This window comes from Nostoc sp. (assembly GCF_036917315.1).
Classification (GTDB): domain Bacteria; phylum Cyanobacteriota; class Cyanobacteriia; order Cyanobacteriales; family Nostocaceae; genus Nostoc.
In genome coordinates, this window is sequence record NZ_JBALDR010000047.1 from 19571 (window position 1) to 35731 (window position 16161).

General features: G+C 38.8%; 13 protein-coding genes. 5 read left to right on the forward strand and 8 right to left on the reverse strand.

What is annotated here, in order from left to right; translation table 11 throughout:
- Positions 1 to 75: 75 nt before the first annotated feature.
- From V7K84_RS20460 to V7K84_RS20485, 6 genes are all read right to left on the reverse strand, one after another.
- Entirely contained in the window at positions 76 to 1233 is a 1158-nt protein-coding gene (locus V7K84_RS20460) for an AlbA family DNA-binding domain-containing protein (protein WP_334840708.1), read from the reverse strand.
- A gap of 79 nt (positions 1234 to 1312) precedes the next feature.
- Positions 1313 to 1870 carry a DUF262 domain-containing protein gene (locus V7K84_RS20465; protein WP_334840710.1) on the reverse strand — a complete coding sequence of 186 codons (558 nt, stop codon included), beginning with the start codon at positions 1868 to 1870 and terminating at the stop codon, positions 1313 to 1315.
- Between the two features lie 159 nt (positions 1871 to 2029).
- On the reverse strand, positions 2030 to 2377 hold the full coding sequence (locus V7K84_RS20470) for a DUF2281 domain-containing protein (RefSeq protein WP_334840712.1): 348 nt from the start codon (positions 2375 to 2377) through the stop codon (positions 2030 to 2032).
- A gap of 320 nt (positions 2378 to 2697) precedes the next feature.
- Complete coding sequence (locus tag V7K84_RS20475) at positions 2698 to 3513, reverse strand: hypothetical protein (RefSeq protein WP_334840714.1); 816 nt, start codon at positions 3511 to 3513, stop codon at positions 2698 to 2700.
- Positions 3514 to 3799: 286 nt separating this feature from the next.
- Positions 3800 to 3943 carry a hypothetical protein gene (locus V7K84_RS20480; RefSeq protein WP_334840716.1) on the reverse strand — a complete coding sequence of 48 codons (144 nt, stop codon included), beginning with the start codon at positions 3941 to 3943 and terminating at the stop codon, positions 3800 to 3802.
- Between the two features lie 119 nt (positions 3944 to 4062).
- Positions 4063 to 4485: a hypothetical protein gene (locus tag V7K84_RS20485; protein ID WP_334840718.1), complete on the reverse strand. Its 423-nt coding sequence runs from the start codon at positions 4483 to 4485 to the stop codon at positions 4063 to 4065.
- 155 nt (positions 4486 to 4640) lie between these two features.
- On the opposite strand from V7K84_RS20485, the gene V7K84_RS20490 reads away from it, so the two are divergent.
- Entirely contained in the window at positions 4641 to 4895 is a 255-nt protein-coding gene (locus V7K84_RS20490) for a hypothetical protein (RefSeq protein WP_334840720.1), read from the forward strand.
- A gap of 259 nt (positions 4896 to 5154) precedes the next feature.
- Entirely contained in the window at positions 5155 to 8322 is a 3168-nt protein-coding gene (locus V7K84_RS20495) for a plasmid replication protein, CyRepA1 family (protein ID WP_334840722.1), read from the forward strand.
- A gap of 19 nt (positions 8323 to 8341) precedes the next feature.
- Here the strand turns inward: V7K84_RS20495 and V7K84_RS20500 are convergent, their stop codons facing one another.
- The gene (locus V7K84_RS20500; RefSeq protein WP_334840724.1) at positions 8342 to 9196 is read right to left on the reverse strand and encodes a sulfurtransferase; all 855 of its coding nucleotides are present in this window, start codon (positions 9194 to 9196) and stop codon (positions 8342 to 8344) included.
- A 629-nt stretch (positions 9197 to 9825) separates the two neighbouring features.
- On the opposite strand from V7K84_RS20500, the gene V7K84_RS20505 reads away from it, so the two are divergent.
- Complete coding sequence (locus tag V7K84_RS20505; protein WP_334840726.1) at positions 9826 to 11643, forward strand: tetratricopeptide repeat protein; 1818 nt, start codon at positions 9826 to 9828, stop codon at positions 11641 to 11643.
- 535 nt (positions 11644 to 12178) lie between these two features.
- Here V7K84_RS20505 and V7K84_RS20510 read toward each other — a convergent pair.
- A complete protein-coding gene (locus tag V7K84_RS20510) occupies positions 12179 to 13381 on the reverse strand; it encodes an FAD-dependent oxidoreductase (RefSeq protein ID WP_334840728.1) in 1203 nt (400 codons plus the stop codon).
- 277 nt (positions 13382 to 13658) lie between these two features.
- Between V7K84_RS20510 and V7K84_RS20515 the strand changes: the two genes are divergently transcribed.
- Positions 13659 to 14369 (forward strand): pentapeptide repeat-containing protein, encoded by a 711-nt coding sequence (locus V7K84_RS20515; RefSeq protein WP_334840731.1) that lies wholly within the window; start codon positions 13659 to 13661, stop codon positions 14367 to 14369.
- A 236-nt stretch (positions 14370 to 14605) separates the two neighbouring features.
- Positions 14606 to 16081, forward strand: coding sequence for a pentapeptide repeat-containing protein (locus V7K84_RS20520; protein WP_334840733.1), 1476 nt, complete (start codon positions 14606 to 14608; stop codon positions 16079 to 16081).
- Positions 16082 to 16161: the final 80 nt, after the last annotated feature.

The window sequence follows — 16161 nt, forward strand, 5'->3', positions numbered from 1 at the left end:
TTTTTTACGCTTACCTAAGAACCTTACTTCACATTGCTAATAAAATAATCCGTATAAGCCATATCATTATTAAATCTAAGAAAATCGCCTAAAAAGTTCGTTGTATTCTGAAAACTTAATTTCTTCAACATTTGCACCAATACGCTCGTAGTATTTAGAATCGTATGCAGTAGGATCTCTACCCGCACTGAGTTTAAATAAGACTACCTCTCTGCCGTGATAATCAATCAGTTTAATATTTCTACCGATACTACTTTTCACAGACTGTTGAATAGGTTGAGATTCAATCTTTTGTTTCAACCACCCAAAGAATTTATCAACACTACCTTTTAATCTAGTAGCTTCATGGTCTATTCCTGTTATTTTGAAACCCTTGTACTCTACACATTGACTACCGTATATAGACTCTACTCTCTTGGCATCATTATCGTTATCTGCTACGCCAACGCAAACATAACCAGTAGAATTTGGTGAATGGTTTGCCATAGCAGTAAGAGTTTTTATAATTTTGTCGAAATTATCCTGATCAAACTCAGTTCGTCCGTCCAGCTTTGTAAAGCCCTGCTTAAAATCATACAAAGCTTGCTCAGTTTTAGATTGAGTCAGTAATGTTTCAAACTCTGTAAGCCAGCTATCAAGAGCGGGATCTTCCCGCTCACTTGGCTTGAAGCAATCTCTAACAATACCTTTAACTGCCTTTATATTTTTAGTCTTGTTCGATGAACTCCAATTGCCACCTCTAGTGATATCAATATTCTGACTAATATTCATTAAACTGTCTACTAATCCTCTACGGTTAGCAATCTGCATTCTGTCAATAAACATCAATTCATAAAAACTTAGAAAAATCACTTGAAAGTAGCGAGGTACTGCATTTTGATTTGATAATAATTCATTAAACTTTCGTCCTGATTCGTCTAGAATCCTACGCATTTCATCATATACTTTTACAAACTGTCCCTTAATGACATCAGGATTTTTTCTTCGTAGGGCAGTCTCTATATCAATGCCTCTAGGGCCTGGAATTAATCCATAGTATTCATCCAGAACTTCAGAGCTGCTTCTTGGTACTTCTGGCTGTAATGCCATGTATGCAACAATTTCAGCTACAACTTCTTCATCTTTCGATTCTCTAACCATCTCTTTTGTTAAAACATTGTTTTTCACCCAGAAAATATTATTTACTTTTATTCCGTATTCTAAATTAGCATTAGTGATACTAATATATTTCATATTATTAAGAAGAAGAACATCCGATGCAGAAGTATCAGTTCTAATTTCATTTGATATTTTCCTTACTAAATCAGGAAAATCATTCGGTCGCTCCAGCTGCTCTCAACTCTTGTCTAGACAAATGCTTACCATTTGAGTTAATTCGCCTAAAGACTTCATCAACTTTCTCGTCATTATCAAATGAGTAAATAGAGATAGGTAATACGTAACTTGCTATTATCTCACATAGATTTCGTTCGAGAATAGGTTTCTTTTGTTTTAGAATATCTTGATCTAGTAGAGATTTTGATTCTACCATTGTTTCTAAATCAAAATATTTTTCATTTATTTCAAACTCACCTTCAATGAAAGATGTGATTGCATTTAACCTTTGCATTCCATCTATAATTTCAAATACAGAGAATTTTTCTCTTTCAGATTCAGCAAGTAAGATTATAGGTACAGGAAATCCCTGAAGTATTGAATCTATAAATGCTCTTTTTTCTTCAATAGTCCAAACTAGCTTTCTCTGATATCTTCTGTTTACATAAAAAAGATGATTTATATAAAAATTGTAAATTCTTTGAATACTTTCACTTCTAATAGAAAGTTCTCTTTGCACAGAGGAAGCAGGAATATTATCTGGTAGTTTTGCCATATTATTGAGTCTTCCTTCAACTCAGACTTGTATATTTTAATTTTTCGAGTATGGATTTAGTTTTTAGAAAGCGAGTGATACACAGTATAAAGTTCAGCTAGAGTGTAAGTTGAAACAAATCCTTTTATTCTGTTAGGACACGCTGCAACCAGAGTATACTCATTTATTAATTCGTTCTTCTCCTAAATCATGCACAACTGTTTCCCACTTTTTTGAGCCTTCAGCTTGTACAATTAAGTTTCCCTCAATATACTTAACAGGCAAACCTTTATCTAGTTCGCCGGGTTGCCAATCATAAGGTTCATTCCCACCCAAATTTGATAAGTCAGTCTCTAGCCATCCTGCATCAGATTCTTCACTGACTAAAGATAACAGAGATTCCTGACTATTATCTTTTCGCCACTCTAAAAACTCAACAAAATTTAGAACTTCCTGCTGTGCATTTTTTGGGAGATGTTCTAGTTTCTCTAAAATCTTTTCTTTGAGAGAATCCATACTTGCAGCCACGATCTTTATTAAACAGTCTAACTCATAGCCCCTATCTTTCAGAATAGGCTTTTTTGTCAGCTTTAAATTAGGTATGGCATTACGGTTATTTTTATGACATTGCTGAAAGAGTGATACCTGCGGCGGGCTGTGCTTATGCACCTTTATCTATTGCAAAAACTTTAGTGCGATCGCTTGTATTTTTCTAACAATTGCAACAATTAATCATAACCGTCCACATCAATAATTTTAATAATATTAGTTCGGTTTTGTAACAAGACTGAAAAGCTTCTTGCTTTTCAGTCCGTAATAATTTGTTGCACAGTTGGGTTAACTGAAGCTTAATTTAGTGTTTCTTTTTGGATTTGTTCCCATTCCCATTGAATACTTTGTAATGCCTTCAAGGTGCGATTTAAACGAGCTTTCTTTAACTCAGGAGTCTCTTTTTGGAATAAACTCGGAGAATTTATTACTTTATGTAGTTCAGATTGGGTAGAATGCAAACGATCGCTCAAACAGCGTTCAAAGATTTCACTATTACCACTGCTCACATTTTCTACTAATTGGCGATATATATACTCTTTAAAACTGATTTGACCATTGAGGGCGGTATTAACAATTTCCTCGATCAACTTGTGGTAGGAGTCTGATAATAAATTAGATACTGTGGCTGGCGTAGGTTCTGCTTCTAGATTATTTGTTTCAGAAGTAGAGGGATCGGATATTTCTTCTTTAGTTGGCGTTACTAAAGTTTCCTCAGAAGTAGGGGATTCTTCTTTAGTGGGTGTTGGTAAAGTTTTCCGAGAATTTGTAGGTGAAGAATTTGCTTTAGAATTAGATAAATAATAATCTGCTAAAGAGCCGCAGAGAAACTCTTCACGAAAGCGGTTTATTTTGGCACGTGACTGGGTTTTGTGGTAACGACGTTTCTGATACCATAAACCAGAAACTAGTAAGCCTGCAATGGCTCCGATGCCAACTCCTACCATCGCAACCTTGCCATCTTCTAAAGCTTGATTTTGTTGCCCAGATTCAACAGTCGGATTGGAAGATGCACTTTGAGCAATAGCATAGTCACTCGCTGAATTTAGCTGCACGCTAGTGGCGATCGCCGCAGCCGACAATATAAGTCTAAATATTAACTTTGATTTCCACATAATTTTACAGGTTAAAAATATGTTGTCTATTTCTGGAGACTAACCGCCTCCCTAAGGAGTGAATAGTTAAGAATCAAACTAACTAGATATCTCTTTTACCAAGGAAGTTCCACTCCACTCATATAAAAAATAAACTTTCTCAATAGTGGTTTCCACAATATTTTCTTATTTTTTAACATTATTTGTCCGTCTAGGAATTTTGACAAAGCCATATATTAATACCATTTCTCAAAGTATATGTATGAGGTACTTCTTAAAATGGTGATGATTTATAGCGATCGCATAATTAAGCAGCATTAAGTTCGGTAGGCAATAGTCTAGGATGTGCGATCGCTGCTAGGCTCTCCCTTGATATGGCATATTGCTGGGCATAAAGTCTATAAATGACATTAAATTGCAGGTGTACAGCAGAATTTGGTATAAATAGCACCAGTACCTCATCAATAGTGTAGTGTTAGCGATCGTCATAGCCCATTGTAGACATCGCCTCTTGGATTTGGAAGGTATGAGCCAATAAAATGTAAACTTTCAGAGACTTGTACCAAGTTTCTAACTACCTTGCTCTTTAATTTCTCTGTGTGTAGTTCTATTTATAGAATAGGCGCTTCCCCGAAAGCTCAACTTATGAGTTGCTTGTGGTGTAATGATTTCAGTCGATTGGGTATTAGGATCGGCGCCAACAACATAAGTACATCCCCGAAAGCTCAACTTATGGGTTACTGATGCTGTGGTTTCGCCATCTAATTTGGGGTTGAGGTCATGACGATAGCAAGCCCCACGGTAGATTAAGTGATAATCTGGTTCCGATTTGGAAACTGGCTGTTGTGTATATTGTGTTTCTCTGTTGACAACTTTGCTTGTATAATACTCGGAGCTTGTACTGATAAGAATAAGAGTTAATAGTAGAAGTAATATCTGCCAAGGAGCTAACATTAAACCCAAAATCAGGCTGATAGCTGCAAATACAGTCACTAAATGTGAGATTTCATTATTTCTATTTTTGAATAAAAAATAGCCAGTGATGAAACAAACACACGGAAAAATGAAAAAATACAAAGCCATATTTCCTACATTCGCAACTAAAAGCAAAGGGTTTATAAAGCAGATTGAACTTATTTTAAAAGTTGTTGTTTATTTTACCTCCAATCAGCTTGAGAAGTTACCGTACTACTGGAGTAAAAGTTTTACGTTCAGGTATCTGTATTAGCTGCGATCGCAAAGAAAAATTAACACTCAAGGCTATCTCGAACTTTTGGAGCAGAGTTCAAGGGTTCTGTAGAGTGAGCGTTTTTGTGTTTATTCATTCAGAGAGGTTACAAGCGTGGTATGGAGTGGATGCTCAGTGTAAAGCCTTTGCTGAAGTATATGAAGATATTACCTGATAGCGATGTCATGTAGCGATCGCATTCCTTAACGCAGAAATTTACTGATAAATAAAAATTAAAAGCTAACAAATATCACAATACAAAATTATTACTTCGGGGATCTAATAGGCAGAATAACCCACTACAGTTCTAACCGATGTGTCTCCGGCAACGAAGTAAAAAAAGCATCATAAAAGCCTCGCAATCTCGCGTATTAAAAAAAAGCAGATGCATGTTACTGTTTTAATCTCATTGTCTTCCCTTCGCGCCTTTCCCTATGCATCTGCACTATTTACACCCCCAACACCTTGAAGAATTAGTCAAGAGTAGTGGTATAGACTTACACTTAGTGCATCTCAATTTTAGGTCGCTCCAAGGTGTAACAGCTTATGAGTACCTATTGATTTCTGAGCTACTCCCCCGCACCAATACCGGAATGGTGAAAGCCGGATGGTTGCAGCGTTACGCTCATATTACAGAAGGCGGTTGGTGGTGTTCGGGACTAGACCCTCTAAATAATTGGCAAATGATGGAATGGGGATGCTTTAAGCCAAACCAACCCCGACAAAATCACAATGGCAAGTCCATCAAGTACGAGCATCCCCCCAGCACACCAACGCGGGTGTTTTGTTTGCGGGTAACGTTGCAAGTGTGGCAGCAAGTCGCTGGGCGTTACAATCTGGTCATGCCTGAAAATATCACCATTACTCCTGATGGCGAAGCTGGAGGCTTTTGGCAATGGGTGATGCAACAGAACATTCCCCTTATCATCTGCGAGGGTGTAAAGAAAGCAGCCACGTTGTTGACGCAAGGATATGTAGCTATTGCCATTCCCGGAATTACCAGTGGTTATCGGGTTGTGAAAGATGAATTTGGTAAAGTTACCCGTCGTCAGCTAATTCCTGATTTAGCCGCGTTTGCGATTACAAAGCGCAGCTTTTACATTTGCTTTGATTTTGAAACTCAACTCAAGACAATTGCTGCTGTAAATAATGCTATTTCTCAACTTGGCTGTTTATTTCAGCAAAAAAATTGTCCTGTGAAAGTCATTGAACTTCCAGGAATAGAAAAAGGGGTTGATGAATTTATTGTTGCTAAGGGTGCAAGTAGTTTTGAAAAAGTTTATCGCCAAAGTGTTGATTTAGAAATTTATCTTGCTCAAACCAAACCCCACACCGAGTTAAGTATTCCTGCGGCACTTACCTTCAACCGTCCTTATATAGGTGAAATACCTTTTCCCACCTCTGGATTAGTAGGAGTCAAATCAGCGAAAGGAACGGGGAAAACTACAGCATTGCAAGGCGTTGTTCAACAAGCAAAAAGTCGAAACCAACCCGTTTTGTTAATTACTCACAGAATCCTACTTGGACGATTCTTGTGTGAAAAAATTGGTATTCAATGGGGAACACATAAAGACGATGGGGAAAAAAGGATTAATAAAACACTTACCCCCGCTCCTCCCATACTGCGCTCTCTCTTTCCTCAGCAATCCCTCGGCTTGTGTGTTGATTCAATTTGGAAACTTAACCCAGAAAATTGGCGGGGAGCAATAGTAATTTTAGATGAAGTAGAGCAATCTTTATGGCATCTGTTAAATAGTAATACTTGTAAGCACAAGCGGGTAAAAATATTAAAACTATTCCAGCAACTAATTGCAACAGTTTTAACAAGTGGTGGGTTAATAATTGCCCAAGATGCTGATTTATCAGATGTTTCACTTGAATATTTACAAGGACTGGCAGGAATTAAATTAACACCTTGGGTAGTTCTCAATCAGTGGAAGCCTCAACAAGGTTGGGATGTGACTTTTTATGATTCACCGAATCCAACACCGCTAATTCACCAACTGGAATTGGATTTACTTGCTGGACGTAAATGTTATGTTACTACCGATAGTCGGGCTGGGCGTTATAGTTGTGAAACAATTGAACGTTATTTGAAAGAACGGCTACAAAAATTACGGCGACAATTTCCTAAAACGCTGGTGGTTAGTAGTCACACAACAAATACACCTGGTCACGCAGCAGTTGATTTTATTGCAGCGATTAATCAAAAAATATCGGAATATGACGGCGTTTTTGTTACCCCTAGCCTTGGTACGGGAATTAGTATTGATGTCCAACATTTCGATCGAGTTTATGGCATTTTTCAAGGGGTAATTCCTGACTCGGAAGCAAGACAAGCGTTAGCAAGAGTCAGGGATGATGTACCGCGTGTTGTCTGGTGTGCTAAACGAGGTATTGGTTTAATTGGTAGTGGTAGTACAAATTATCGCTTGTTATCTGATTGGTATCAAGAAAATCAAAAAGAAAACTTAGCTTTGCTGAGTCCCCTACATAAAATAGATGTAGATTTACCCTTAGTTTATGACCCGATTCATTTGCGAACTTGGGCGAAGTTATCTGCAAGGGTAAATGCTTCTATTCGCCTCTATCGGCAATCGATGCAAGATGGTTTAGTTGCTGATGGACATCAAATTCAGGTGCGGAGTAATGCGGTTCACAATAATATTATTCGAGATTTACGTCTGGCCTTTTTGGCAACCGATGCCGATGATTTAGCTACCCGTAAAAGGTTAATTTTAGAAATTGTTAAGGTTCAAAAAGATTGGGCACAAAGTCGTCAAAAAGCTAAAGAAATTAAACGTAAAATTAAAGATATTAAGCAGCAAAATCAACTATCTTTAGCATCTGCTGTTGCCAATGCTAAAGATATCGATTATGTGGAATATGAGCAGATGTTAGTTAAGCATTCCCTAACGGATGGAGAACGCAACCAAATTAATAAATATGTTCTTAGACAAAGATATGGTGTAGAAATTACTCCTTGGCTGAAATTGCAGGATGAACAAGGATATTATCGTCAGTTGTTAATCCACTATTATTTAACTCACGAAAGCGAGTATTTTCACATTAGAGATGAGCAAGAATGGCATCAGCAATTATCTTGGGGTGAAGGAAAAGTTTTTCTCCCAGATTTAAAAACTTATACGCTCAAAATTGAAGCTATGAGAGCTTTAGGAATGCTTCAGTTTCTCGAAGAAAAACGCGAATTTCATGAAAACGATTCAGATTTGATATTGCTGAAAAATATTGCTTTTCAGCATAGTCAACATATTAAAAGAGCGCTTGGTATTAATTTAGTCGGCGAGAAAGAGCAAGTTTCGGCAATAAAAATACTCAGCCGACTGTTAAATTTGTTTGGTTTGAAGCTGAAGCGAGTAAATGAAGTTTATCAAATTGATTTAGAAACGCTATATGATGGCAGGGAGAAAATATTTGCTGTTTGGCATCAACGAGATGAATTGATGTTGGCTCATGTTAAGAGTGTTAGTTATGAATTGCCTGATTATTCTTCAGACTGGAAGTTTGAAATTATGCAAACGAAGTCTGAAAAGGTAGACCAGAGATTATCTATGTCTACTGTCCCATTATCCAAGATATAGCAATCCTAAATTACCTTCTTCACATTACTCTGCTATCAATGGGTAGCGATAAGTCACGAGACCATTCATTCCAAGAGCCAAAATAATTTCTGGCATAAATCCCTGCCTCTTCCAGAGCTATTAATGTATTGGCAGCCCTTGAACCTTTAAAGCAGTAAATGTACACAATGGACTCTAAAGTAATACCTACAGATTGACAAATTTCTCGGATTTCATCTGGCGATCTGAACATGGGGATTTGCGATTCGGAATTCATCAAACGATGCCATTCTAACCATATACTGTTAGGGATTCTACCTTTGCGAGGACAAAAATCAACACCATAGGGAGAAGAACTCAACCCAAGCCATTCCTCGCTGTCGCGCACATCTAATTTAATAATTGCTCGATTGTCAATTGCTTGCAACATCTCGGCGGTAGTCACCATCATGTCAGCGCTGGGATGCAATCTAAAGATGCTGCTTTCACGTAATGGTACTTCATCAGTAGTAGGTAATCCTGCCTTGAGCCATGCTCTATATCCTCCGTGTAAGATAGATACCTGAGCGCAACCCAAATATTTCAGTAAGAAAGCTGCTCGACAAGATTGACCATAACCTTTATTTAAAGTATCTTCATAAACAATTAACCATTCTGCACCCGATATTCCTACCCCACTCAAAATTTGTGCAAAATACTCTTGTAATTTCTTTAATCCTGCTGGGTAGGAACTGTCTAAAAGATAGGTGAAAAAAGCTCTAATATTTATGGATTGAGGAATATGAGAAATAGCATATTCTTCAGGAGTTCGCGTATCAATTATGACAGTCTTTGATGACTTTTGGGCTAACAAAAACGTGAGTGATTGAGGAGAAATGAGAAGTTTTGTATTCACGCTTTAATGTTGATGTTGTCTTACTATTAGGCATTATCGCCTTCGCTAGAGAGAGCCTTTTGTCATGCAAATCACAGAAGAATGAATGTTGAATGTTATGAGAGAACTTTTGTGGCTATGTTGTTTTAAAACTGACCAAATCAATACATGCTGTTTGCGCTTTTGCTCATCGCTCCACCAATTATGTTCACAATCTGGTCTGCACGTAAATTTCGAGGAACTACAACGATGTATGCAAAGGGATTTGAGCAATCTCATAATCCAAAAATCATCAAGCGAGTCTTAAAGGGAGTAAGCTATTGCGCCAATGCAGTCTAGAAGCTCCAATTAAAAGCATTTGTTTAGTTATGTCGCAAGAATCGGGAAAATGTTAAAGTTAAAAGAAACGATCGCAACGCTTACGTCAGAAGGCGCATCCTAAACTTAAGTAATGTTTAGCAGGATTGAAACAAAAATCAATATGCACTTTCCTATAACAACAGCAAACTTTCAAAGAAATGAAATCCATTCGCAAAATTGAAATAAAAAATCCTAGCAACAGACACAACAGTAGTTGGAATGATTTTCAAAACATATCGTTAAGAATCCTGATGCTTTAGGCTTGAGAATGTCAAAAGCCAAAAAATTATATGAATGCGGAAGATTTTTTTAACCAAGGATTAAACCAAAATTTGCAAGGGGACTATCCAGCAGCGATCGCAGCTTATACCCAAGCAATCAAGCTAAATCCTGATTATGCCGAAGCTTACCATAATCGGGGGCTGATTTTAAGTGGTCAACTCAAAGATTATCGCAGTGCGATCGCTAACTTCAATCGCGCCATCGAAATTAATCCTAATTTTGCTACAGCCTATTACAACCGCGCTAATGCTCGTTACTTTTTAGCCGATTATGAAGGTGCGATCGCAGATCATAACGTAGCATTACGAATCGATCCTAATCTGGCGCAATCTTACCACAGTCGGGGCAATGCCTACTTTGCTTTGGAAAACTACGACAAAGCAATCGCAGATTATATCCAAACTATCGAAATGAGTACCCAATTAGCTGATAATATCAATATTGATATTGCTAATGCTTATCATAATCGCGGCGTAACTCGTTTTGAACGCGGCGATCGTCAAGGAGCAATCGCAGATTTTCAGCAAGCTTTACAATGGCATCCCCATTTTGCCGCAGCTTATAGCAATCGCGGTAATATTCACCATATTTTAGGCAATTATCAAGAAGCGATCGCTGACCATAACCAAGCATTACGATTAGACCCTAACTTGGCAGAAGCTTATCATAACCGGGGTAATGCTCACTACGCTTTAGCAGATTATCAAAGTGCGATCGCAGATTACAACCGCGCCTTAAAAATCAACCCCAGCTTTGCCGGAGCGTACTATAATCGGGGTTTGGTGCTTGCTCACCTCAAAAATTATCATGAAGCAATTGAAGACTTTAACCAAGCATTAAAGCTGAATCCAGATGATGTACAAGCTTATTGTGAGCGAGGTCTGGTTCGTAGTACTCTTGAAGACTATCAAGGTGCGATCGCAGATTATGACCAAGCGTTACAAGAAAATCCGACTCTAGCTTTAGTATATGGCTTTCGGGCAAATGCTCGTCGGCGATTGGGAGATTATCAAGGTGCAATTGAAGATAGCAATCGTCTATTACAACTCAATCCTAATTTAGCTGAAGGATATTGCGATCGCGCGGCGGCTCGTCGTTCTACAGGAGATCATAAAGGAGCAATTAAAGATTACGATCGAGCATTGCAAATTAATGATAACTTAGCCGCAGCTTATTATGGTCGGAGTATTGCTCGTGAAGCCCTGCAAGATTTACAGGGTGCAATTGATGATAACACTCAAGCCATAGAGCTTGTTCCTGACTTTTCTCAAGCGTATTGCAATCGCGGAAATGCTCGTCGTCTTTTAGGGGATGAACAAGGAGCGCTTACAGATTATAATCAAGCATTAAAAATTAATCCTGATTTAATTGAAGCATATTACAACCGAGGTTCCACCCACTATGCTTTAGAAGAATATGAAAGTGCGATCGCAGACTACACCCAAGCTTTGCAAATAAATCCCCAATCTGCTGCATTTTACAGCGATCGCGCTAATGCTCGCTATGCCCTAGAAGATTATCAAGGGGCTATAGAAGATTACAGTCGAGCGATCGCGATCGACCCCAGCTTTGCCGAAGACTGGTACAATCGGGGTCGTAGTCGTTCTCTATTGGGAGACTTACAAGGAGCGCTTGCAGACTTAAACCAAGCCTTACAGCGTCAGCCTAATTGGGCTTCAGCTTACATCCTTCGGGCAGATGTCTACCGAAATTTGGGAGACTCTCAAGGAGCAATTGCCGATTTCCAGAAATCCGCAGACTTGTATTACCAAGAAGGGAATATCCAGTATTATCAACAAATTATTGAGCTAATTGAACAGCTTTGAAGAACCCCACCCCGCCAAAGCTGTGCTTTGTCTCCCCTCCCGAAGAGCGGGTACGGTACACAAGTTAAATTACCCCCCTTAATCCCCCCTTATAAAGCAGGGCTGTTTCATTCCCTAAAAGACTCTGATTTACAAGCGTTTCAAGCAAAAAAGTCAGGTGACTAAAAAATCTGATTGGGCAATAAAATCGCGATCGCACTTAAATTTACTCGTTGAGGTGGTAGCTTTTCTTTTCCCCAATCAAGCAAATTTCTGACTCATACTCTTGACAAAATCTTTAAGAGATCGAATGAAACAGCCCTGCCTTATAAAGGGGGGAAACAAGAAATCTAGTTCCCTCCCCTTTCCAAGGGGGTAAAACTGACGCGAAAAAGCAGGTGAGTAAACTATTTCAGACTTGTGTGTACACCGTAGGCTTGCGGGGAGGGGATTAAGGGGAGCCAGCGCGGTCTTGTGGGTTTCCCCCATGAGCGACTGGCGTGTGGGGTGCAATGACTCTGGGAATCGCAACTAAATTATCCAGACATGATATTTATTATTCAAAGTGAAAGCGTTCCATAAAGCGGCGGTCAATCCAATCTTTGTAACACCACAAGAGTTTGTGAGGTGGTAAAGTGAAGATGCCTTTTGTTGCGATCGCTCGTCCATCTCCCGTACCAATTAAACTCAAATATTCTTTTTGTGGTTTATAAGGTTTGAGCGGCTTACCTAATAAAATTCGCTGTAAATTCTCAAACAAGGGTTTACCTTGTCTAACAGCAAATACCCCAGCTTTCGGACGCGGATAATTTACCATTGCGGCAATGTCACCAGATGCAAATACCTGCGGGTGCGTTTGAGATTGCAACGTGTCTTCTACCAAAATAAAACCTTGCTCATCAGTTGCTAGTCCAGCGTTTTTTAACCATTCGGGTGCTGATGCTTGTGTCACCCAAAAAATTTTATTGCACTCTACTGTCAAACCAGATTCACATTTAATTTCAAATACTTCTTTAGCCTCACTCTGGGTTTTAGGTGCAATTTTACACACAGATTCTCCCAGATGTAACTTAATACCTCGGTCAGTTAAAATGTGCTGAAGTTGATGCCGCACTGATTGATGATAATTGGGCATCAGTTCTTGTCCGCGTTGGAATAAATGAATTTCTAGGTTTTGAATAGGTTGTTGAGTTTCATCCAAAATCCGATGTAAACGAGATTGCATCGATAGCGCTAATTCTACACCGCCAGCGCCTCCACCTACGATCGCAATCCTAATTGGTTCTTGAGGATTTTTACTTACAGCTGCAATTAGTTCATACCAATGCTCTAATAACTGCAATACTGGTTTAGCTGCGATCGCATATTCTGCCGCACCTGATACAGACAGTATGGCTGGAGTGCTGCCAATATCAATAGACAGCACATCAAAATCTACCACAAGTCCGTTATCACAAAGAACTTTGTTGTTTTTTAAGTCAAGGGCAACTACCGTGTCAATATACAATTGTACTTGAGCAAAGTTCGCTAAGGGTTGCAAGTCAATATGGCATTCATTGTGGCTGTAAAATCCGGCAATATGTCCTGGTAACATCCCAGAGTAGGCTGTCTCTGATGCTGTGGTAATCAGTATCAAACGTACTCCTGTTAACGGTTTGATACCGAACATTTTTATAACAATAGCATGACTGTGACCGCCACCAATTAACACCAGATTTTTAACTATTGGTTGTATATTTTGCTGAGTTTTAATAGTCATCTTTAGTTAATCAATGATTATAAGTAAATCAAAATTATCATGACGAGAGTTAATTGTCCGTGAAGACTAAAGACTAGTGAATACAACTGATTATTGAGAATGCTAAGAGTATGTATGCTTCCGTCTACTTACTCGGAAGTTATATTTTACATTTTGTTGGTTACATAAAGAAATTTCAGTAATAACTATGTATGAAACAATAGCAGATGTCAATAATTTATTCAATAAAAATTAAATATTGAAATTTATTTCCATTATTGATTAATCCTTTAATGCCATGAAAAATATTTTATCAAAAACTCCCATCCAGCTATCAAAAATATTCCTGCGGATACCAGTTTTCCAGGAACAAGTTAAACAAAATCAGCATCAGTCGCTAAAACGACGCTTAAGAAGAGCAAGCGAACAGTTAGGAAATAACACTATAGAAATCAGTTTAGCTGTAATTAATGATTTAGAGCAAATTGCCCATAGTTATCCACAGTATCACTGGACGATCGTAGATATTCTTACTACTTTTGTACGAAAGAATGCTCCTTATATGCCCCAAGAGGAAGTAACGAGTAACCTGTCAACAAAAATTCGTGTAGATATTCAAGCCGCGCTGACTGTTATTGCTAGAAGAGATACAAACAAAGACCCAGTAAATGAGCAGCTTGATTTGAGCTTCACGGATATGAGAGGAGCAAACTTAAAAGGGGCGAATCTACAACAGACAAATCTCTATCAAGCTAATCTCGCTGGGGCTAATCTTAGAGAAGCAAATCTAGCGGGGGCAATACTTAGTGCTGCTAATCTAGAAGGAGCTAATTTATATCTAGCGAACTTAGAAGGAGCAATCCTCAGTGCAGCTAACCTAGAGAAAGCTAACCTTTCTGAAGCTAACCTGCATCGTGCCAGTTTATATCTAGCTAGCTTGCATGGAGCAATTCTCTCTGACACCATACTTGATGAAGCAAACCTCAGAGAAACCAAATTTTCTGAGTAATATCATATCCGCTTGATTGCTTATTGAAAAATTTTTCTCTACTCATTCTCTACTGTCAGGGTAATTCGTAATTCTTGTAGCGCCAGCGTTTATTAATGTGTGATGTAAAAGTATATTCGATATAATCCTCTAGTACAATGAGTGTTTTGACACCTATTATAAATTTCTGCTAAATGCTATACTATTTTTCCTCAACATCTAAGTAATAATTCTAGGTTGTAAGGAAAATTTTTACCATGTCTTCTAAAAAGACAGACGCTCTTTTGAATTGGTTGATAGCTTTAACAGCTATATTTGGCTGTTCGCTGACTGTAATTTTCTTCGCCTTGTCCAATATTAAAGAGTTGTCAATTCAAGAAAAAATTCAGTATAGAAACCAAGCTTTAACAACTACTGCAATAGTTTTTCTGGCATCGGCAGCAATCTTTAATACTTATTATGCAGCAAGACGTGCCCAAGCGATGCAGAAGAGTGCGATCGCATCTGAGAAAAACTTAGAAATTGGCTTGCAAAACGCCAAACTCAATCAAGACAGATTGATTGCAGAGCGCTTTATGGGCGCAATTGCCCAGCTAGGCCATGAAAAGGTAGAAACCCGGACAGGTGCAATTTATGCTTTAGAAAGGGTTGCTCAGGATTTTCCTCAAGAACACTGGACAATTATGGAAATTCTCACTGCCTTTGTGCGAGAGAATGCACCCATCCAGCACGTAAAAGGGGAGCAACAACAGCCGGAATATCAAGGAGCAATTTACTCAAGTCGGCGTCGAGGTGGGTCGCGTCCGACACCGCAGTTGGAGCAAAATCTCCATGAAGAATTTCCCAAAATACGCACCGATATTCAAGCAGCCCTGACTGTTATTGGCAGGCGTAATTTACTTGAAGACCCAAAAGATCAAAAACTTGATTTACGTAACACCGATATTAGACAAGCAGACTTGCTAAAAACTAACCTGCAACAAGCTGACCTACGTGGGGCTGATTTGAGTGGGGCTGACTTACGTGGGGCTGACTTAAGTGGATGTGACCTTAGTGGCGCTAAACTCATTAGGTCGATTCTTTATGAAACCAAATTACTAAAAGCTAGTTTATATGGAGCCAACCTTTGTTGGGCTAACCTGAATCGTACTAACCTCTCTGGAGCCAACCTGCGTTCAGCCAACCTCTCTGGTGCAAGTCTGCGTGCAGCTAATTTACAAGGGGCGAACCTTTATAAAGCTAACTTGCAGCAAGCGACCTTAAAAATGGCTAACCTCTCTGGAGCAAAGTTGTTTTTAGCTAACTTGCAAGGAGCAAAATTGGGTAAAGCCAACCTACACCAAACGGGTTTGATTGGTGCTAATCTTTGTGGGGCAAACTTGAATGGAGCTAACCTTTCTGGGGCTAATTTGAATGCAGCCAAACTCCACCAAACAGAAGTATATTTTGCCAATCTCTCAGAAGCTAGCTTAACGGAAGCTGACCTATATCAGGCTAATCTCATTGGAGCAAACCTTTATAGGGCAACTTTTTATCAAGCTAACCTGACTCAGGCAAACTTGATGGGAGCTAACTTTTCACAAGCTAACCTCAATGATGTCAAACTGGAAGGGACTATTTTGACAGGAGCGAAAAACTTAGAGTTGCATCAGATTAGAGAGGCACTTGGCGATCGCACCACTCGCCTACCTGATTATATCGAAGCACCGACACATTGGCGGCAATTGGGTTAAGTTAAGTTATCACAGCATCATTCGTTATTTGGGCGTATTCTACCGTTTTCACTTAGTGCTATAGTTTTTACCAAAAGTCT